The organism is Vibrio sp. 1F255 (assembly GCF_041439145.1).
Classification (GTDB): Bacteria; Pseudomonadota; Gammaproteobacteria; order Enterobacterales; family Vibrionaceae; genus Vibrio; species Vibrio crassostreae_C.
In genome coordinates, this window is the sequence record NZ_JBGONQ010000009.1 from 87905 (window position 1) to 106868 (window position 18964).

Consider the following 18964-nt stretch of genomic DNA (forward strand, 5'->3'; position numbering starts at 1 on the left):
ACCATTGCGAGTGAACATGATTGAAAAGGGACGCTGAAATTGAATAAGTAGAACGGAGGAGCTAACAAAGTTTCTTGCTGACTTACGTTCTTACCGACTAGCTAAATAAGCCGTGCAAAAACCACTGTTTATCTGGCGTTTTAAATATCCAGAGCCACCGACCGTTTTCGCTGTGAGCAATAAAGTAGTCACGAATGACCTTCTCTCCGTCCCACCAGCCAGACACAATGCGCTCTGGGCCTTGAGATAAGGTGACGCTTTCGGTTAAGGCTTCGGGCTCTGGCAGTAAAATACTGGGCCTGAGCCGCTGTTGAACGACGCTGAGAGCAGTGGTTTGTTGCTCGCTCCTTGAGGGCGCTTGCCTTTTTGTCACAGACTTACTCAGTGTTGGGAGCGAATACTGATTGGCCTTTTCTGGCCTTGGGTCGTGCTGTATTTTTGGTGTTTGAATACAGGCTTGTCCAAGCTTTGCTTGCAGTAGTGAGAGCAAATCTAACGCGGCAAGTGTTCCGGTATTACCATCAAAAAGATCATGGTAGGCCATTTGGGGTTCTCCATGACGAACCAAGCTGAGGGTCAGTCCTTGAACCGGTGCGGTGAGCTTGAGTGACTCTAAGGTGAGATGAGTAAGGTTCGCCCATTTTTCAGCAAGGTAATCACCTTGTGCCGAATAAAAAGAGACAGGGTGATCGTCTTTATCTCTTAGGTGTAAAGTCAGAGTTAACTCGAAAGCCACTCGATCGCGTAGCTTCAAAAAACATTCGAGTTGATTCAGTAATTTCAGCAACGGCTTTTCGATAAATAGGATGTTTTCAATATCAAACAATAGCTCCAAATATTGCTGGAAATTCTCTGGTGGATGATAGAAATCAATCGGGTGCTTGAACTGGCCGTTAAGGCGCCCGACATAATTCACCAAGTCGATATCAAAGCGGCGTGCGACCTCTTGCAAAGGCTGCTTTAATAAGTCTTCAACGGTATTGATACCGACACGGTTCAGGCGTTCCACTTGCTTGGTCGGTAGCTCACTGGAAATTAATGCTTGTTGATTGACCCAAGTTTTCATCTGCTCAATATTGTTTGTTGCTTGGTTGATCGCTTGCTTACCCAAAAGGATCGCAGAAAGCGGCGAATAACCCGTAGCGAAGCTGAACTGGATATTGAGCGTTTCTAAGTGGCTTTTGAGCTCATGCCAGTAGTTATCTAGCCCGTCGTAAAGTGACAGCATGTTAGAGGCTTTAATCAACAAACCATTAGGTGGCAATAACGCCATGTCGGAAGTGACCAGATACGCCCATTGAGCGATCTCTTTGAGCTTACTTTTCTCCAGTTCAATACTGTAAGGGTGGACGTGTAAGTTGTGACACAGCGCCGCCGCAGATCCTAAGCCCGTACCAAGTGAAATTCCCGATTGCAACGCAACTGGGTTTGCTTGCAGTACTCGGTGATCTTTTTCATCCACGATGATAATGGGTTGTTCGCGTGAGTCTTCGCTCGAACCCAATTCATTAGAGTTAAACAAGGTATCCAACTGCAGGGACGGAAAGTGCAGATAAAGCCACAACATACGCTAGCCTTGCTTCGCAATAGGAAAAGCCAGCACAGTGTTACCTGACAAAGCACGATCTAAATTGTCTTCATGAATGACGTTCTCTGTGAGTAACGGCCAGTTGTGTGTCATGTCTAGAATAAAGCCGCCATACGACCAACTGCCTTTTCTTTTTGTTACCTCTACCTTCAATCCTTGGGCGTGAGAAGACAGCTTCATGCTTAAAGAAACAGGTAGGGATAGTTGATTATGGCTGGTGGCTTTAAAGTGAAACTGCAGGCACTTACCGGTTTCGCTTGCTGCTTGTAAGCGCTTGGTTTGGTGTATTTCTAGATCGGCTCCCCATAGCAATACAGAGTGACAAGCACCGCTTTTGAGGCACTGCTCAGCCGCCCACAACGCATCGAGATCGCGTTGAGGCTGGATAACAAGAATATTCTCTAATTCAATGCCTTGGCCGCTAAAAAACTCGGCACAGATCTTCCCTGGCGGATTAATGAATATGGCCAGTTTTTGCGAGTTTTGTTGAGATAAATAGGGCGTAAGGAGGCGAAGCTCGCCGATCCCTTGTTGTGATTCAACTTCAATAACGCCGTGCGTCGGGAAGCCGCCATCAAGCTGTTTATCCAGTTGAGGATAGCCTGTTGAAGTGGTGCTTCCTTGCGTTGTTGATTGTAACCCTTTCCAGATTAGCTGGCGGTCTTGTAAGTTTTTTATTAGTTCATGCATAATTAAATACCTGTATATTTATACAGTATATTTAACAATGAAAAAGATGCAAAGCAAAATGACGAAAATTAGGGGAATAATACCAATCACAGTAAGTAAGTGATCATAAATAGCGCAGGAAAAATGCTTGAGAACAAGGCAGAAATTTTCGATAAGTAGTTATTCTACAATCAAAATTTCTAACGCCGTTATCGAGTGTTTTAACAAGCTAGGATGACCAGTTATTTACTACGATTGGTATCAGTGTTAGTTGATTGATTTAGATACAAAAAAAGCCGCTATGGAAGCGACTTTTTACTATTGGTCAATGATATCAGTTACTTAGGTTGAGCATCGATACATTGGCCATTAATGTCTGTCACACTTGGGTTCATTAAGTGTAGGTACAGTGGGATGATGTCGAGTGGCGTTTTTAGCTTATTCGCATCTTCTCCTGGGTACGCTTTTGCACGCATACGTGTTTGAGTGCCGCCTGGATTGATTGCGTTAACACGGATGTTCGTGTCTTCAAGCTCGTCCGCTAGGATTTGCATCATACCTTCGGTAGCAAACTTAGAAATTGCGTAAGTGCCCCAGAATGCACGGCCAGAGTGACCAACCGTTGAAGAGGTAAATACGATACGACCCGCTTCTGCTTTCTTAAGTGCAGGTAGCAGAGCTTGAGTCATCAAGAACTCAGACTTCACATTGATCTGCATAACATCATCAAAGGTTTCTTCATCAATCTGCTCAAACGGGCTCAGAGTGCCAAGAACGCCAGCATTATGAAGTAGGCCGTCTAAACGACCGAACTGTGATTGAATGGTTTCAGCCATATCAACGTAGTTCTGCTTTGTCGCACCTTTTAAATCCAATGGGATAATTGCAGGCTGCGGGTAACCAGCGCTTTCGATTTCATCGTAAATGAATTCTAGGTTTTTAACATTGCGGCCTAACAGAATGACAGTTGCGCCATGTTGAGCGAAGCTTAGTGCAGCTTGGCGACCAATGCCAGCACCGGCACCTGTAACCAAAATTACTTTATCTTTGAGGGCATCTGTAGAGATTGGGTAATCCACTGTGCTTATCCTTCTTTCTTTTATTATGTTCGTCATTCCATTGATGTTTAATCACACAGATAACCGCAGGAATGATGAGAAATTCTTGGTAATCGTGACAAGATGGTTACAATACACTAATTCATACAATAGGGGATATGACATTGGAATTTTTGTTGGACTACGGCTTGTTTTTAGCCAAGATTGCGACCGTTGTAATCGCCATCATTGCAATTTTAGTCATTGCTAAATCTGTGGGTGGAAAATCAAGCGCGATTAAAGGTGAGCTGGAAATCACGAACCTATCTGAACACCATAAACAGACGATTGAACAATTAGAGCACCATCTACACGATGATGCTTTCATCAAAGCCCGTGATAAAGCAGAAAAGAAAGCGGAAAAAGAGAAAGTAAAATCACGCGGTAAAGAAGTGAAGAAAGCAGCGAAAGAGGGTGAGCTTGATAGCAAGCGTGAACCACATCTATTCGTTCTTGATTTTAACGGCAGCATTGATGCGAAAGAAGTGGCTTCATTACGTGAAGAGGTAACGGCGGTTCTGGCTGTGGCTCGTGAAGGTGATGAAGTATTGCTGAAACTTGAGTCTGGCGGTGGCATGGTTCACGGCTATGGTTTAGCGTCTTCTCAACTTGATCGTATCAAAGCGGCAGGTTTGCCTCTGACTATCTCGGTAGACAAAGTAGCAGCAAGCGGTGGTTACATGATGGCATGTATCGCAGACAAAATTGTATCTGCACCGTTTGCTATTGTTGGCTCTATTGGTGTTATCGCTCAACTGCCAAACTTCAATAAACTGCTTAAAAAGCACGACATTGAGTTTGAACAGCTAACTGCGGGTGAGTACAAGCGCACACTGACTATGTTTGGTGAGAACAGCGATAAAGCACGTGAGAAGTTCAAAGAAGAGCTAGAAGAGACACACGGCTTATTCAAAGACTTCATTCGTGACCATCGTCCAGCGCTAGACCTTGATAAGGTTGCAACGGGTGAGCACTGGTTTGGTACACAAGCACATGAACTTGGGCTGGTGGATGAGATCCGTACTTCTGATGACTTAGTTGTTGAAGCATGCAAAGACAAGACGGTTCTAGCGATTCACTATGTACAGAAGAAAAAGCTGTCAGACAAGCTAGCTGGCGTGGCAGGTAAATCTGCAGACAGCGTGCTGATGAAGCTGATTGAACGCGGTCAAAAGCCGATTGTTTAAGCTTATTTAGTTCGAGCCTTAAAAAGAAAGCGCATAAGTCATCAGACTTATGCGCTTTTTTATTGCTCCACTTCCGAGCGGGTGACCACTATGTTGTAGGGGGAGCGGAGTTTTATACCCATAATCTACTTACTATGAGGGTATTAAATCTTGGCTCCATAGTCATTGCGTTTCGGACAAGTCGTCAGGATTTCTCGATGACCCGTGTCTTTGAGCTCTTCCAAAATCACATCAAAGCCCCACAAGCGATAGAGATGCTTCATCACTTCGTCGTAGCCTTTATCAAGCGGGATGCGGTCGTGAGGCACATATTGCAGTGTCATTGAGCGGTCACCACGAACATCGACATTAAACACCTGAATGTTTGGTTCAAGGTTACTTAGGTTGTATTGCGCCGCAAGCTTCTCACGAATCAGGCGATAGCCCGGATCATCATGAATAGCACTCACCTCAATGGTATTTTTACGGTCGTCGTCGAGTACAGAGAACAGCTTAAAGTCTCGAATGATTTTTGGAGAAAGGTATTGGCTGATGAAACTTTCATCTTTGAAGTTGTGCATCGCAAAGTGCACCGCTTCTAACCAATCACTTCCGGCTAACTCAGGGAACCACTCTCTATCTTCATCGGTTGGCTCTTCACAGATGCGTCGGATGTCTCTAAACATCGCAAAGCCAAGCGCATAAGGGTTTATCCCGCTGAAATAAGGACTGTTGTAGGCAGGTTGTGCGACGACACTGGTATGGCTGTGTAGGAATTCTAAGATGAACTTATCACTCACCAAGCCTTCGTCGTAAAGGTGGTTAAGAATGGTGTAATGCCAGAAGGTTGCCCATCCTTCGTTCATCACTTGAGTTTGTTTTTGAGGGTAGAAGTATTGGCTCACTTTGCGAACGATGCGAACACACTCTCGTTGCCAAGGTTCAAGCAGTGGTGCGTTCTTCTCGATAAAGTAGAGAATGTTTTCTTGAGGCTCGCTAGGAAAGCGGATCTTGGTCTCTTCTTCCTTACTTTTATTTTGAGGAACGGTTCGCCATAGCTCATTCACTTGAGATTGCAGATAAGCTTCGCGTTCTTCTTGTCTTGCTGTCTCTTCTGCAATGGAAATCTTCTCAGGGCGTTTGTATCGGTCTACGCCGTAATTCATCAGTGCGTGACAAGAATCAAGGAGCTGCTCGACTTCAGCAACACCATATTTCTCTTCACAACCACTGATGTACTTCTTAGCAAACAACAAGTAATCGATGATGGAACTGGCATCGGTCCATGTTTGGAACAGGTAGTTGCCTTTAAAGAAAGAGTTGTGGCCATAACAAGCGTGAGCCATTACCAGCGCCTGCATTGTGACCGTGTTCTCTTCCATCAGGTAAGCGATACAAGGATCGGAGTTGATTACGATTTCGTATGCCAAGCCCATTTGGCCATGCTTGTAGTTTTGCTCGGTTTGAATGAATTTCTTACCAAAAGACCAGTGGTTGTAATTGATAGGCATACCAATGCTCGAGTAGGCATCCATCATCTGTTCTGAAGTAATCACTTCAATCTGGTTTGGGTAAGTATCTAAACGGTAATGCTGCGCAACACGTTTGATTTCTACGTGGTATTTCTCCAAGAGGTTGAACGTCCAATCTGGACCATCAGGCAGCATCTTGTCGTTTTTCTTTTTTGCAGCTTTGTTTTTCTCTGCAACGTTTGATTTCGCTGTCATGGCAAACTCCCTTACGCTGTCTCTTTTTGGAACAGTTCTCTAAACACAGGAAAAATATCATCCACCGTTTTAATGTTTTTCATGGCGAAGTTGTCAAAGCTACTCTCGAGTTTTTCGTATTCGTGCCAAAGTGTTTGATGAGAGCGGCGTGTTATTTCGATGTAAGAGTAATATTGGCAAGTTGGCAGAAGCGTATTGACCAGTAACTCTTTACAGCGAGGAGAGTCATCAGCCCAGTTATCGCCATCAGAGGCTTGTGCTGCATAGATGTTCCACTCATTAGCAGGGTAGCGGTCTGCGACAATTTCCTTCATCAGTTTCAGTGCGCTTGAAACAATGGTGCCACCCGTTTCTTGTGAGTAGAAAAACTCATGTTCGTCGACCTCTTTAGCCTGAGTATGGTGACGAATAAACACAACATCGACGTTTTCGTAGGTGCGATTTAAGAACAGATACAGAAGAACATAAAAGCGCTTCGCAATATCTTTTGTGGCCTGATCCATAGAGCCCGATACATCCATTAGACAGAACATCACGGCTTGGCTAGATGGAATAGGGCGCTTCTCGTAGTTTTTAAAACGTAAGTCGAAGGTGTCAATGAACGGCACGCTTTCAATCTTTTTACGTAACTCGGCAATCTCTTCTTTGAGGCGACCTTCCTCAAAAGGTTGTGCCGGCTCCGTCATTTTAACTTGGTCAAGCTGTTCCATCAGTAGGTTAAGCTCGCGCTTTTTACCTGCTGTCATCGCGGTTCTACGAGCTAGAGATTGCTGTAGTGAACGAACGATAGCGATGTTGGATGGAATCCCCGCGCTTTGGTAACCAGAGCGGTGAGTTTTCCATTCGGTGATTTTGTTGACCTGATTTTTCTCTAGATTAGGTAGAGCTAAATCTTCAAAGAGAATATCAAGATACTCATCTTTTGAAATTTGGAAGGTAAATTCATCTTGGCCTTCGCCATCAGGGCTTGCGTCGCCTTGGCCTGAGCCACCACCTTGACCACCACCTTTAGGGCGTTCGATTTTATCGCCAGTGATGAACTGATCATTACCTGGGTGAACGCGCTCTCTTACGCCGCCTTGACCTTGGTGAAAGTTCGGCTCTTTGATGTCTTTATGGGGAATAGTGACGTCTTCACCTGTTTCTGTATTGGTGATTGAGCGTCGGTTAACTGCATCGGCCACAGATTCTTTGATTTGCTCTTTATGGCGTCGTAAGAAACGCTGTCTATTCACAGCACTCTTATTTTTGCCATTGAGCCTCCGATCGATAAATTGTGCCATAAGAACTCCCTCTCAGCTGATGTCGCGATCCTACTTTTTATTCGGGTATAAGAGTTATTGATTTACTAAGGTATAAAAGTTATTGGTTTATACGAGCTGCTCAGTTGAGCAGCTCAATACCGTTTAGTTATGAGGATTTACGAACTCTTAGGTACCACTCAGATAGCAGTCTCACTTGCTTCTCGGTGTAGCCTTTTTCCATCATACGAGCAACGAAGTCGTCATGTTTTTTCTGATCATCCGTTGAGGTCTTAGCATTGAACGAAATAACAGGAAGTAGCTCTTCTGTGTTAGAGAACATTTTCTTCTCAATCACAGTGCGCAGTTTCTCGTAGCTCGTCCACACTGGGTTTTGACCGTTATTGTTGGCTTTGGCACGAAGCACAAAGTTCACAATCTCATTTCGGAAGTCTTTAGGGTTACTGATACCGGCTGTCTTCTCGATTTTCTCTAGTTCACCATTCAGAGAAGCACGGTCAAATAGTTGGCCTGTTTCTGGGTCGCGGTACTCTTGGTCTTGAATCCAGAAATCTGCGTAGGTGACATAGCGGTCGAAGATATTCTGACCGTACTCAGAGTAAGACTCTAGATAAGCGGTTTGAATTTCTTTACCGATGAACTCTACGTAGCGTGGCACTAGGTATCCTTTCAAGAACTCTAGGTACTTCTCGGCGGTCTCTTGAGGGAACTGCTCCCGTTCGATTTGCTGCTCAATAACGTAGAACAAGTGCACAGGGTTCGCAGCCACTTCGGCTTGGTCGAAGTTAAACACACGAGACAGGATCTTAAAGGCGAAACGCGTTGATAGCCCAGACATGCCTTCGTCAACGCCAGCATAATCTCGGTACTCTTGGTAGCTCTTCGCTTTTGGATCGGTGTCTTTTAGAGTCTCACCATCGTAAACACGCATCTTAGAGAATAGAGATGAGTTTTCAGGCTCTTTTAGTCTCGAAAGAATGCTGAATTGCGATAGCAGATCGAGTGTGCTTGGTGAGCAAGGCGCTTGGGATAGCTCACTGTGCTCAAGCAGTTTCTTGTAGATCTTAACTTCTTCAGACACACGCAGACAGTAAGGGACTTTTACAATGTACACACGGTCGAGGAATGCTTCGTTGTTTTTGTTGTTACGGAAGGTCTGCCACTCAGATTCGTTCGAGTGAGCGAGAATCATACCGTCAAATGGCAGTGCAGAAAGCCCTTCGGTACCGTTGAAGTTACCTTCTTGTGTTGCCGTAAGTAGAGGGTGTAATACTTTGATTGGCGCTTTGAACATCTCCACGAATTCCATCACACCTTGGTTGGCTTTACAAAGCGCACCAGAGTAGCTGTAGGCATCAGGATCATCTTGAGAGAAGTGTTCAAGTTTACGAATATCAACTTTACCAACCAGAGACGAGATATCTTGGTTGTTTTCATCACCTGGCTCCGTTTTCGCGATCGCAACTTGATCGAGAATAGAAGGGCGCAGTTTGATGACTTTGAATTTGGAAATATCACCGCCAAAATCGTGCAGACGTTTCGCTGCCCACGGAGACATAATTGAGCGAAGATAGCGTTTCTCAATGCCATATTCATTCTTCAATAAGTCGCCGTCTTCGTTAACGTCGAATAGACAGAATGGGTGATCGTTTACTGGGCTTCGTTCACCGTCAGCAGACAATACATAGATTGGTAGTTTCTGCATCAGGGCTTTGAGTTTTTCAGCGAGAGAAGATTTACCACCGCCCACAGGGCCAAGTAGGTAAAGGATTTGTTTACGTTCTTCTAAACCTTGCGCAGCATGTTTTAAGTAAGAAACAATCTGTTCAATCGCATCTTCCATACCGTAGAAATCTTTAAATTCGCTGTAGCGTGAGATGACACGGTTCGAGAAAATACGACTCAGTTGAGGGTCTTGAGCAGTGTCAATAACCTCTGGTTCGCCAATGGCTAGTAATAAGCGCTCGGCAGCATTAGCGTAAGCACTTTTATCGTCTTTACACAGCCCTAAGAACTCCTGCAATGTCAGCTCTTCTTCCTTGGCTGCTTCATAACGTGATTGATAGTGGTCAAAGATACTCATAGTCACATTCCCCTTGTTAACCAGTCAAAACTGACGAGCGATTGAAAAATAGGCTCTCCCTACATTTTAAGGTTAGACCCGCTTCCACAATTTTGCTTAACAATTATGTATTTATTTACAATTTTGCGTGTGAAAAACGTGGCGAGCGCAATAGGCAACTTGAGGCGCGTAGAATCAAATTATTTTACATTCGAGGGGATCTGGCCGTTTGTTTTGAGATTTTAGGTCGCTTAACAATACTCACAATGGATTTATGTGCATTAGATGTATAACTGGGCTCTATTGATATTTGGAATGGAGTACCATATAATGCGCGAAGTTATCAAAAATTGCTCAATAAATAGGTAGATGTAGTGAAGAATAATGGGTTCAAAATAGTGGCTATCTGTATGTTACGCCAAATGTTCGAGTAACTGGTGGCGTTCGTTATACCAACCTTGAAGGTGATATAGAGAATAGCCCAATACTTGAAAGTGGTATCAACATGGCCGCGAACGTTGGTGTTGCTTACGTTTTCTAGTTGCTTTGGTTTTTCTCTTTGTGTGCGAACATTAAAAAAAGGGTTACTCATGATGAGTAACCCTTTTTCTTGAAACTTTTTAAAAGTTATCGCTGATCTATTAACGAATTAAGCGCTAAAGATTTGAGATAGCTCTGTCGCACATAGGTGGTACTGACGAGGGCAGTTGCGCCATGTTGTTAGCATGCGACGGTACTTCTCTAGCATTGGCATCTGGCTATTGAAGTGGTGATCGGCTTTGTCGAATTGAGGGTAAAGACCTTCAGAATCAACAAGGAAACGCACGTAGTGTACGATCTGCGCTTCAGAAGCGATATCAAAACCTAAGAACTGCAGGCGACGTTGGTCTACTTCAGCACGCTCTTGCTCTGCAAGCATTTTGTTCGACTCTTGCATTGCATGGTACATCTCCATGATGTCGATAATTTCGCGACATTCTGCTTCAGTCAAACAACCAAACTCTTTGTTAAGCTCACGCATTTGGAGTTCGTAACCACGTTCTACAATCGTTTGTAGACGTTGGTATTTAGCGGAGTTCTCAGGATCCATTTGAGACATTAGGTAGTATTGATTTGATAGAATTAGACGCTGAGCATTGGTCATTTCCATGGGAGGAGCCTCACTAAAAAACTAAATGTTGTATTCTTTTGTTGCAGTAAGAGTAACAGCATTCCTACGAGTGGAAACATGATCTCAACACGGATTTAATATGATTTTTTGAATTGATAAACAAAAGTTGTAAAGAAAAGTGAAAGGATTGTTTTGATACCAATCACAGTAAGTAAGTGCTCATAAATAGCGCAGGAAAAAGGTTTAAGAACAAGGCAGACATTTTCGATAAGTAGTTATTCTACAATCAAAATTTCTAACGCAGTTATTGAGCGTTTTAACCAGCTAGGATGACCAGTTATTTACTACGGTTGGTATAATCATAAAAGAAAACGCCCCAATCGAAATTGAGGCGCTTGAAATCACTATGAACGTCAGTCTAGATTAGTATTTTACGTTTGAATGGTACTGGCTAAGAACAGCAACAATCTCGTCCATTTTCTCTTTGCTTGGCGGGTTTGTACCTTCAAGAGGGTAGTCAAAACCAAGTGCTTCCCACTTATGTGCACCAAGCTTATGGTATGGAAGCAGTTCTACTTTCTCGATGTTATCCATGTCTTTGATGAATTCGCCTAGCAGATGAGCATCTTCAGGTGTGTCCGTGTAGCCAGGGACAATCACATAACGAATCCACGTCTTCTTACCGATTTTGTGTAAGTAGCGTGCGAAATCCAGAGTACGTCTGTTTGATACACCAATGAAATCGTGGTGAATCTCATCTCGCATGTGCTTAAGATCCAACATAACTAGATCAGAGGCTTCTAGGACTTCATCAACCACTTCAGTGTGCTTACGAATGTAGCCATTAGTATCAAGACAAGTGTGGATGCCTTCAGCTTGAGCTGCGCGGAAAAAGTCACGAACAAACTCAGGTTGTAGCATCGCTTCACCACCAGAACAGGTGATACCACCGCCCGATGCTTTCATGAAATGACGGTATGATTTTGCTTCGTTGATGATCTCTTCGACCGTTACTTCCTTTCCGTCATGAAGATCCCATGTATCACGGTTATGACAGTACATACAACGCATTAAGCAGCCTTGAAGAAACACAATAAAGCGGATACCAGGGCCATCGACAGTACCACAAGATTCGAATGAGTGAATGCGACCAGTTGTAGACATGAGCTATTCTCGTAGAGGAATTTATACCGTTTATTTTATTACAAAAACGGTACATAAAATAGGGTCAAATGGTAACGAGACCTTTAAAAATAAAGGCAACCACCTGTGAAGATGATTGCCTTTATTAAACTTGAAAAGTAAAGGACGAAAGCCCTTACTGGTGGCTAGAAGAAAGCAAACATTGTGATACCGCCAGTGGTGTACACTGACTCTTTCGCTTCTTCGTAATCCGGTGTTTTTGCGGTTAGCGCGAAAGAGGCACCAACGTATCGGTTATACCAAGCGACACCCAATACAGCAGTTGCTTGAATGTTCTCTAAAGTCACATCGTAGATCGCTGGATCTTCGTTGTTTTTATTAGCGTACTCATCAACACCTGAGCGATCGCCTTCGATAGTCAGGTCGTTGAATCGGTAGCGACCTTCGAGGCCTGCATAGGTAAACCAACCAGCGTTTGATGCGCCGATCATGCCCGGTTTGAATGGGTTTTCTGTGGTGATGTTAGCTGCACCAAAGTTACCGCCTAAGTCTGTACCCCAACGAAACATGAAGCCCGTTGAAATGTCACTTCTAAAGTTACCGACGTTGATTTCAGAAACGTTAGAGATTTCGTAGTCAGTATTCGCAAGAGCTTGATTACGCATTAGGTTGAAATGGCTTAGGTAACCAACGCTTCCCGCCCATTCATCATCGACTTGGTATTCCCAACCCATCGGCTCATCCGACTTAGTGATTGAGTGAACCAGCTTTTGAGCATCTTCAGACAGTGCACGTTCGCCCGTAGTACCAAACGTGATATTAAAACGCTGGGCTTGCTGTGGGTTTAAGCTGATGTAATTGAATTCAGTGTGAAGGTAACCTGCGTATGGGCGATCATTAGGCGATGGCGTTTCTAACTCAATGTCAGAAGGCGTATACATCTTGTGGCCAATGGTGATTTCCCACTTGTCTAGAGAGCTTGCGCCCCAGTAGGAAAGACTCAATGGTTTTACCCAGTTATATGGCGTAATACTTGATGATGTGTAACCCAGAAATAAGCCGTTGGTATAGTCTTGGTCGACACCAAAAATACCATCATTATCTAAAGCAAAAGTTAACGTAGAACGCTCAGAGGCTAAAGATGAGAAAGAGAGAAGAATCAGGGGTAAACAACGCAGGTATTTCATGGAGCAGTTACTCTTAAATTATGTACCGCGATATTACCGTAATTTGACAGAATTTGTGGAAAAAAAGTGAATGGCAGGGTGCTTTTTTGCTCAACCTAACATTTCGCGGGATAGGTGAGTGTAGTGCGATTTATTTCAGATATAAAAAAGCCCCGCACATTGGCGAGGCTAATATTATTTACTGTCTATTGAGCGTGAGCTTATAGAGACTCAGTAAATGTACGTGCGATTACGTCAGCTTGTTGCTCTGCAGTTAGAGAGTTAAAGCGAACAGCGTAACCAGATACACGGATTGTTAGCTGAGGGTATTTCTCAGGGTGCTTAACTGCGTCTTCAAGAGTTTCGCGGTTAAGAACGTTAACGTTAAGGTGTTGACCACCTTCAATGCCAGCTTCGTGGTGGAAGTAACCATCCATTAGGCCTGCAAGGTTAGCACGTTGGCTGTCTTGTTCTTTACCTAGTGCGTTTGGCACGATAGAGAACGTGTAAGAGATACCATCTTGTGCGTCAGCAAACGGTAGTTTACCTACAGACGTTAGTGATGCTACAGCACCTTTCTCATCACGACCGTGCATTGGGTTTGCACCAGGAGCGAAAGGAGCGCCAGCACGACGACCGTCTGGAGTGTTACCAGTTTTCTTACCGTATACAACGTTAGACGTGATAGTAAGAACTGACTGTGTAGGGATAGAGTTACGGTAAGTCTTAAGCTTACGGATCTTGTTCATGAACGTAGAAACTAGTTCACAAGCAATATCATCTACACGAGAGTCGTTGTTACCGTATTTAGGGTAATCGCCTTCGATTTCGAAGTCAGTTGCGATGCCATCTTCGTCACGGATTGGTTTAACAGTCGCGAACTTGATTGCAGATAGTGAGTCAGCTGCAACAGATAGACCAGCGATACCACAAGCCATAGTACGACGAACGTCACGGTCATGAAGAGCCATTAGAGACGCTTCGTAGCTGTACTTGTCGTGCATGTAGTGAATGCTGTTTAGTGCAGTCACGTATTGCTTAGCTAACCAGTCCATGAATGTGTCTAGGCGACCCATTACGTCATCGTAGTTAAGAACTTCGTCAGTGATCTTGTCTGAAACAGGACCAACTTGCATCTTAAGTTTCTCGTCCACACCGCCGTTGATTGCGTAAAGCATTGTTTTCGCAAGGTTAGCACGAGCACCGAAGAACTGCATTTGCTTACCAACGATCATTGGAGATACACAACAAGCGATAGCGTAATCATCAGACTCTAGGTCAGGACGCATTAGGTCATCATTTTCGTACTGGATAGAAGAAGTATCGATAGATACCTTCGCACAGAAACGCTTGAAGCCGTCAGGTAGTTGCTCAGACCAAAGAACAGTGATGTTTGGCTCTGGAGAAGGACCCATAGTGTATAGAGAGTTTAGGAAACGGAAGTTCGAACGCGTTACTAGCGTACGACCGTCGATACCCATACCACCCATAGACTCTGTTGCCCAGATTGGGTCGCCAGAGAATAGCTCATCGTACTCAGGAGTACGTAGGAAACGAACCATACGTAGCTTCATTACGAAGTGGTCGATCATTTCTTGTGCTTGTTCTTCAGTGATCTTGCCAGCAGCGATATCACGCTCGATGTAGATGTCTAGGAAAGTCGAAGTACGACCTAGAGACATTGCAGCACCGTTTTGAGATTTAACAGCAGCTAGGTAGCCGAAGTAAGTCCACTGGATAGCTTCTTGAGCTGTTTGAGCTGGCTCAGAGATATCGAAACCGTATTTCTCAGCCATTTGCTTGATTTGACCTAGAGCACGATGTTGCTCAGAGATCTCTTCACGCAGTTGCATTGTTTCTGCTAGGTTTTCACCGTTTTCGAATTGCTCTTGAAGAGAAGCAAATTGAGCTTGCTTGTCTTTCATTAGGAAATCAATACCGTAAAGTGCAACACGACGGTAGTCACCAATGATACGACCACGGCCGTAAGCATCAGGAAGACCAGTCAGAACACCAGACTTACGACATTTTAGGATATCAGGAGTGTAGATATCGAAAACGCCAGCATTGTGTGTTTTGCGGTATTCTGAGTAGATTTTTGAAACCATTGGGTCAAGAGTTTCACCGTATGCTTTACAAGAACCTTCAACCATACGCACACCACCGTTAGGGATGATTGCACGTTTTAGTGGCTTCTCAGTTTGTAGACCAACGATAGTCTCAAGATCTTTCTCAATGTAACCTGCATCGTGAGCAGTAATGGTAGAGATAACAGAAGTATCGAAATCTACAGGTGCTTTAGTTGCGTTTTCCTGTTTGATACCTTCCATTACCGAAGACCAAAGCTTGTTAGTTGCTTCAGTACCCTCAGAAACTAGGAAAGACTCGTCGCCTTCATACGGCGTGTAGTTCTTTTGAATGAAATCACGAACGTTTACTTCGCTTTGCCACTCACCTGCAGCAAAATCTTCCCAAGCTTTAGCAAATTGCTCTGCCATGACATACCTACCTTTTTAGTAGAAAAAATACGTACATTAACACTGTTGAGCCAGCGCCCCTCGTAAGGGTAGTACACTCTTATTAATAACAATATATATGAGCATATAAGCGTCATATGGTTATATATATTGTCACTACCTTTTATATGTTGTCTTTACTCTATGAATTCAAGACTACGCTAAAAAATTTCTGCAAACCTTAAACTAAATCAATAAATGCCAAAAAAAGTTGAAAAAATTTGAGTGGCAGGGGTTGCCACCCAAACTTTTTTTTAATCCTAATACTACTTTTGTGTAGTAAGGACCATTATAGCCAAGCTTTTAGGCCATATTGACTTTCTAGCATACCAACTGCAAGCATTGCTACTAGACAGATAACTAAAACGCCAACTGGGATAACAATCTTATCTACAAATGATAGACGCTTCGCACGCTCTTTATCACCAATTAGACCGTTATTATCTAGAAGCATAGTCAGTGCCCATGCTAATACTGGGTTAACAACCGCTGAACCGAAGATACAGATACCAGCTGCTTGAGAGTCTTTTGAATCTTTAACCATCTGCATACCCGCTTCAAGTAGAGGTAGAGATACACCTACAAGTAGCGCAACACGCATCACTGGTGGCCATACTGCTACGTCCATTGGGAAGCCAAGAATCGCAACAATAATACATAGAGAGCCAAGCAAGATTGCGCCGCCAGGAATTGGACGTTTCGCGATTGCTGCTGGGATCATGTAAGTACCCCAAGAAGATGTGATGTTACCACCACCTACTGCAGTACCGACCATTTGACGAACAGAACACATCGTCATTGTGTCATCTACGTCCATCAGAACTTTTTCAGAACGTTTAGGGTAGTTCAGCTCTTGGAAGATACGGTGACCTAGGAAGTCTGGTGACCACATTGCTACTGCAAGAATAGCGAACGGTAGCGAAGCGATGAAGTGCTCAACATTTGGCAAGCCAAGCATCCAACCTTCAGAAGTCGAACCCCACCAGTAAACTGGGTTTAGGTTTGGAATGCCCATTTCAGTTTCGAACACGATATCGAAACCAGCGCCTAATGCTAATGCAATAGCAAGGCCTGTAAACGCACAAACTGGAATAGCTAACCAACGCTTGTTCACTTTTGCTAAGAAAGCGTAGATAGCAATAGTAATAGCAAGAACGATAAGACCCACGTAACCCATGCTACCCGCTTCAACAGTAGAAGATTGAAGACCAACCGCCCATGCTTGAATTGAGTTGATTTGGCTCATGGTACCGGTTAAGCCTAAGAATATGAGCAAGCCACCTGCTGTACCTTCAGAAGTTAGGTTAACAAGTTTAGATCCGCCTTTTAGGAAACTTAGGATGAGACCGAACACACCGATCAGGATGGCCAATGCAAGAGGGTGAGCACCAGCGAGAGCGATGGTACCGATAAGAGGGATCATTGGGCCGTGGTTGCCGGCAAGGTTTGCTTTAGGGTTAAAGAAACCAGAAGCAAGGATACAAAACAGTAGTGCAGGAATAAGCATTTCTACACGAGCGACTTCAATTGCGAAGTCTTTACCTAGGTTTACGTGATCCCAAGCTTGAGTTAGGCCATCAGCCCACGACATCATTACTGCAGAGTACATCGCAATGATACCAATAGTACCAGCAAGTGCAGGAACAAGATCTTCAAGTTCAAAGCGGAAGTCACGACCTGGAAGGTTTAAACCGAAGCGGCGAGGCTTCATGATTTGAAGTTCGTGATCTAGATAATCTGAGCGGCTCTCAAATTCAGAAGCAGGACGGTGTAGCTCTTTATAGCTTTTCTCTTCTACTTCAGAGTTCGCATTATTGACAACGTCTGACATAGATTCCTCATATTTTTTGTTAGTAATTCTAAAATTGAATTCTATAAGTTCGCGTAATTGCGTAATTGCGTTATTTCTTAGTTATAACTCATTAACATTATGTTGCACGGTTTTGCTGTGCTTTATGCAGCTAAGTTAAAAGAAATGTTTGGCATTTTTAATGCCTTATTCTTTGCTGAGGAGTCTAACAAGCTTACCCTTTAGGGTGATTGATCTTGATCACTTTATGAGTATATGTGAAAGAAAGCTACAAAACGCAGCGATTCATTAACTTCCCATTGATGAATCGTGTAATTAGTTTTCACAAATTGACGTTTACCTATCTTCTTCGAGCCTTTGTCGTCATGGCTCGAGTTCAATACTCAATTCTTACTGAGTTATTTCACTATTACTTGCTTCCCAACTGTTCCGAGTGAAATGCTTACAATGTAATAACCTTAAAATAATTGTGCCTTACGGTGTGTATGTAGTGTTGAGCGTACAGATTATATTTTGCAGATCTCGGCGTATCTAAGTTCACAAAACTTGTTTTTCTTGTGAGACATCAAGCTACGTGAATCTCATTTTGATTAACTTTATTTAAACAATGTAAGGGGTGTAATTGCAGCTTATTGATAGAACTCATTCATTAAATTGAGGCGAAAACGCTACCTTTTGCATAATAAGTCAGAGTGAATCGCTATTTATTCCAATTTATCAGGTTAATAATTTGTTGCATGTTGTTTCGTGTGGTGCTAGTTTGTATCGCATGAAAAGGTCGGAGTACCTTGCATTTTCACAAACTTGGGAGAGAAAGCGCATGAAAGATGTACCAGCGCTGGATATAAAGGATCTACACAAAACGTTTGGTCAAAATGAAGTTTTAAAGGGAATTTCACTTTCTGCGCATAAAGGCGATGTTGTATCGATTATCGGATCTTCAGGGTCGGGTAAAAGTACTTTCCTTAGATGTATCAACCTTTTAGAGACACCAACTGCAGGCGAGATTTGGGTTAATGGCGAATTAATTCAAATGAAAAACAACCGCCAAGGCGTATCTGTTCCTGCTGATGAAAAACAAGTACAGCGAATCCGTTCTCGCTTAGCGATGGTTTTTCAAGGCTTCAATCTTTGGTCTCACCTGACCGTTCTCGAAAACGTTATCGAAGCGCCTGTTCACGTCTTAGGTGTACCTAAAGCACAAGCGATTGAAAATGCAGAGCTACTACTTAAAAAAGTAGGCTTGTATGAGCGCAAAGATTACTACCCAGGTCATTTATCCGGTGGACAACAACAACGAGCGGCAATTGCTCGAGCGTTAGCGGTTGATCCGGAAGTGATGCTGTTTGATGAGCCAACATCAGCACTTGACCCTGAGTTAGTAGGGGAAGTACTTGGTGTAATGCGAGATCTAGCAGAAGAAGGAAGAACCATGCTTGTGGTAACACATGAAATGGCTTTTGCTCGTGACGTATCAAACCATGTGATGTTCCTGCACCAAGGTCTAGTGGAAGAACAGGGCGATCCAGCTAAACTGTTTACGGAACCTGAATCTGAACGTTTACAACAATTTATCTCATCGATTTACTAATCAGAATTGAAACGCCGTTGCCAACGGTAAACAGCGACGGTGTGAACAATAAAACA

Annotated in this window: 13 protein-coding genes and 1 pseudogene; 3 read left to right on the forward strand and 11 right to left on the reverse strand. The window is 43.6% G+C overall.

From position 1 onward, the window contains the following. Positions 1 to 97: 97 nt before the first annotated feature. From ACED41_RS07805 to ACED41_RS07815, 3 genes are all read right to left on the reverse strand, one after another. The gene (locus ACED41_RS07805; protein ID WP_371724740.1) at positions 98 to 1567 is read right to left on the reverse strand and encodes a DNA polymerase Y family protein; all 1470 of its coding nucleotides are present in this window, start codon (positions 1565 to 1567) and stop codon (positions 98 to 100) included. Positions 1568 to 1570: 3 nt separating this feature from the next. Beyond that, complete coding sequence (imuA, locus tag ACED41_RS07810) at positions 1571 to 2278, reverse strand: translesion DNA synthesis-associated protein ImuA (protein ID WP_371724741.1); 708 nt, start codon at positions 2276 to 2278, stop codon at positions 1571 to 1573. Between the two features lie 317 nt (positions 2279 to 2595). Further along, on the reverse strand, positions 2596 to 3336 hold the full coding sequence (locus ACED41_RS07815) for a YciK family oxidoreductase (RefSeq protein WP_017062135.1): 741 nt from the start codon (positions 3334 to 3336) through the stop codon (positions 2596 to 2598). A gap of 143 nt (positions 3337 to 3479) precedes the next feature. On the opposite strand from ACED41_RS07815, the gene sohB reads away from it, so the two are divergent. Continuing rightward, entirely contained in the window at positions 3480 to 4541 is a 1062-nt protein-coding gene (gene sohB / locus ACED41_RS07820) for a protease SohB (protein ID WP_004737399.1), read from the forward strand. Between the two features lie 143 nt (positions 4542 to 4684). On the opposite strand, the gene ACED41_RS07825 is transcribed toward sohB, so the two are convergent. The 3 genes from ACED41_RS07825 to ACED41_RS07835 all read right to left on the reverse strand — a co-directional run bounded on the left by ACED41_RS07825 (position 4685) and on the right by ACED41_RS07835 (position 9592). After that, positions 4685 to 6247 (reverse strand): SpoVR family protein, encoded by a 1563-nt coding sequence (locus ACED41_RS07825; RefSeq protein ID WP_017062134.1) that lies wholly within the window; start codon positions 6245 to 6247, stop codon positions 4685 to 4687. 11 nt (positions 6248 to 6258) lie between these two features. Beyond that, positions 6259 to 7530: a YeaH/YhbH family protein gene (locus ACED41_RS07830; RefSeq protein ID WP_017062133.1), complete on the reverse strand. Its 1272-nt coding sequence runs from the start codon at positions 7528 to 7530 to the stop codon at positions 6259 to 6261. Positions 7531 to 7657: 127 nt separating this feature from the next. After that, positions 7658 to 9592, reverse strand: coding sequence for a PrkA family serine protein kinase (locus ACED41_RS07835; protein WP_017062132.1), 1935 nt, complete (start codon positions 9590 to 9592; stop codon positions 7658 to 7660). Positions 9593 to 9971: 379 nt separating this feature from the next. On the opposite strand from ACED41_RS07835, the pseudogene ACED41_RS07840 reads away from it, so the two are divergent. Next, positions 9972 to 10112, forward strand: a pseudogene (locus tag ACED41_RS07840) (MipA/OmpV family protein); the annotation flags it as partial. A gap of 108 nt (positions 10113 to 10220) precedes the next feature. On the opposite strand, the gene ACED41_RS07845 reads toward ACED41_RS07840, so the two are convergent. The 5 genes from ACED41_RS07845 to ACED41_RS07865 all read right to left on the reverse strand — a co-directional run bounded on the left by ACED41_RS07845 (position 10221) and on the right by ACED41_RS07865 (position 17338). Beyond that, positions 10221 to 10721: a YfbU family protein gene (locus tag ACED41_RS07845; RefSeq protein ID WP_017066932.1), complete on the reverse strand. Its 501-nt coding sequence runs from the start codon at positions 10719 to 10721 to the stop codon at positions 10221 to 10223. Positions 10722 to 11105: 384 nt separating this feature from the next. After that, complete coding sequence (gene pflA, locus ACED41_RS07850; RefSeq protein ID WP_010437353.1) at positions 11106 to 11846, reverse strand: pyruvate formate lyase 1-activating protein; 741 nt, start codon at positions 11844 to 11846, stop codon at positions 11106 to 11108. A 164-nt stretch (positions 11847 to 12010) separates the two neighbouring features. Beyond that, a complete protein-coding gene (locus ACED41_RS07855; protein ID WP_017062129.1) occupies positions 12011 to 13012 on the reverse strand; it encodes a lipid A deacylase LpxR family protein in 1002 nt (333 codons plus the stop codon). 200 nt (positions 13013 to 13212) lie between these two features. Beyond that, a complete protein-coding gene (gene pflB, locus ACED41_RS07860; RefSeq protein WP_017066931.1) occupies positions 13213 to 15489 on the reverse strand; it encodes a formate C-acetyltransferase in 2277 nt (758 codons plus the stop codon). Between the two features lie 307 nt (positions 15490 to 15796). Next, positions 15797 to 17338: a DUF3360 family protein gene (locus tag ACED41_RS07865; RefSeq protein WP_016767646.1), complete on the reverse strand. Its 1542-nt coding sequence runs from the start codon at positions 17336 to 17338 to the stop codon at positions 15797 to 15799. A 799-nt stretch (positions 17339 to 18137) separates the two neighbouring features. On the opposite strand from ACED41_RS07865, the gene ACED41_RS07870 reads away from it, so the two are divergent. Next, positions 18138 to 18908: an ABC transporter ATP-binding protein gene (locus tag ACED41_RS07870; protein WP_065585117.1), complete on the forward strand. Its 771-nt coding sequence runs from the start codon at positions 18138 to 18140 to the stop codon at positions 18906 to 18908. The last annotated feature ends 56 nt before the right edge of the window (positions 18909 to 18964 follow it).

Bases quoted from the DNA above. Each gene is read 5' to 3' on its own strand.
- ACED41_RS07805 (WP_371724740.1), bottom strand. From the start codon at position 1,567: ATGTTGTGGCTTTATCTGCACTTTCCGTCCCTGCAGTTGGATACCTTG.
- imuA (WP_371724741.1), bottom strand. From the start codon at position 2,278: ATGCATGAACTAATAAAAAACTTACAAGACCGCCAGCTAATCTGGAAA.
- ACED41_RS07825 (WP_017062134.1), bottom strand. From the start codon at position 6,247: ATGACAGCGAAATCAAACGTTGCAGAGAAAAACAAAGCTGCAAAAAAG.
- ACED41_RS07830 (WP_017062133.1), bottom strand. From the start codon at position 7,530: ATGGCACAATTTATCGATCGGAGGCTCAATGGCAAAAATAAGAGTGCT.
- ACED41_RS07835 (WP_017062132.1), bottom strand. From the start codon at position 9,592: ATGAGTATCTTTGACCACTATCAATCACGTTATGAAGCAGCCAAGGAA.
- ACED41_RS07845 (WP_017066932.1), bottom strand. From the start codon at position 10,721: ATGGAAATGACCAATGCTCAGCGTCTAATTCTATCAAATCAATACTAC.
- pflA (WP_010437353.1), bottom strand. From the start codon at position 11,846: ATGTCTACAACTGGTCGCATTCACTCATTCGAATCTTGTGGTACTGTC.
- ACED41_RS07855 (WP_017062129.1), bottom strand. From the start codon at position 13,012: ATGAAATACCTGCGTTGTTTACCCCTGATTCTTCTCTCTTTCTCATCT.
- pflB (WP_017066931.1), bottom strand. From the start codon at position 15,489: ATGGCAGAGCAATTTGCTAAAGCTTGGGAAGATTTTGCTGCAGGTGAG.
- ACED41_RS07865 (WP_016767646.1), bottom strand. From the start codon at position 17,338: ATGTCAGACGTTGTCAATAATGCGAACTCTGAAGTAGAAGAGAAAAGC.
- ACED41_RS07870 (WP_065585117.1), top strand. From the start codon at position 18,138: ATGAAAGATGTACCAGCGCTGGATATAAAGGATCTACACAAAACGTTT.